This window comes from Burkholderia sp. Tr-20355 (genome assembly GCF_017104685.1).
GTDB lineage: Bacteria > Pseudomonadota > Gammaproteobacteria > Burkholderiales > Burkholderiaceae > Burkholderia > Burkholderia seminalis.
Genome location: NZ_JAAGPK010000372.1, coordinates 1 through 1,284 on the forward strand (window position 1 = coordinate 1; position 1,284 = coordinate 1,284).

Consider the following 1,284-nt stretch of genomic DNA (forward strand, 5'->3'; position numbering starts at 1 on the left):
TTCCTCGGGCGCGACGATCTCGACCGACGCGCCCGAGCGGGCGGCAAGCGCGCGCTGCGCGAGCGACAGATCGGCGCGCCGTGCATTCACGGCCTCGACGTACATCGTGTTCGAAATCCTCGCGTTCGCCACCTGCCGCACGGCCTGCGCGAGCTGCGCCTTCGCCTGCGCGAACGCGACGGACGCCTCGGTGTCGTCGAGCTTCACGAGCGTCTGCCCGGCGCGCACGGCCTGCGTATCGGCCACCAGCACGTCGGTCACCGCGCCCGGGATCTGCGCGGCAACCTGCACGATGCTGCCCGCGACGTATGCGTCGTCGGTGTCTTCGTAGTAGCGGTCGCTCAACAGCCAGTAAGCGATCCACGCGATCGCGGCCAGCAGCACGATCGCGAAGAACACCGTGAAGCGCTTGCGGCGCGTCGCGCGGCGCGCATCGAGTGCCGGATCGGTCGGTGCGGCCGGCGGCGCGGCGGTATGAAGGTTGTCGTGGTGCATCAGTCGCTTTGCGTGACGATCAGTCGATCGTGCTGGAACAAGGGGATCGGCTGGGTAACCGACGGGGCCGGCGCCGCGTTCGTCGCTGCCGTGCGCGCCAGAACCGGCGTGCCGCGCAACGCCGCGTCGTCACGCCGCACGGGTGCGGTTGCAGGCACGGCCGCGACACTTGCGACGGTAGCGGCCGGTGACAGGGACGCGCTCCCCATACGCGCATCGCTCGACGGTGCGCCCGCCGCGGCGCGGTTCGCCGCACTAGACGCCACCGGAGCCTGCGCCCCGCGCCTGGCCGCCCCGCCGCGCGCCCGATGCACGGCCGGCGCCTGCGCCACCGTTGCGCCCGCATCGAACCCGCCGCCGAGCGCGCCGATCAGACCGACGCGCAACGCCCGCTGCCGGCCGAGCAACGCGATCATCTGCGTGCGCTCGTCGATCAGCGTGAGATCCGCGACATCGACGTCCTTCTGCATCAGCACGCCGCGCCGGTGGCGGTCAGCCGCGATCTGCACGATCTTCTGCGCGGCCGCGACCGCGTCCTGTTGCTGCGCGACGAGCGTCTGCGACGTCTGCAACGACGTGACGAGCTGCGCGACCTGCCCGAGCGCGTCGTCGACGGTCTTGTTGTACAGCCCGATCGCGACGTCGGCCTGCGCGACGTCCGCGCCAAGCTTCGCCTTCAGCCGGCCGCGATCGAAGATCGGCAGCGAGATCGCCGGGCCGACGGAGCCCGCGAGCGAATCGCGCGAGAACAGCGACGCGGGCGTCAGCGCGAACACGCCGCCGAGAGAG

At 71.7% G+C, this 1,284-nt stretch carries 2 protein-coding genes; both read right to left on the reverse strand.

Annotation, left to right across the window (positions count from 1 at the left end; translation table 11 throughout):
* A partial coding sequence (locus G3N62_RS35445) for a biotin/lipoyl-binding protein (protein ID WP_206141547.1) occupies positions 1-495 on the reverse strand: 495 nt, incomplete at its 3' end.
* A partial coding sequence (locus G3N62_RS35450; protein WP_206141548.1) for a TolC family protein occupies positions 495-1,284 on the reverse strand: 790 nt, incomplete at its 5' end. The genes G3N62_RS35445 and G3N62_RS35450, both read right to left, overlap by 1 nt.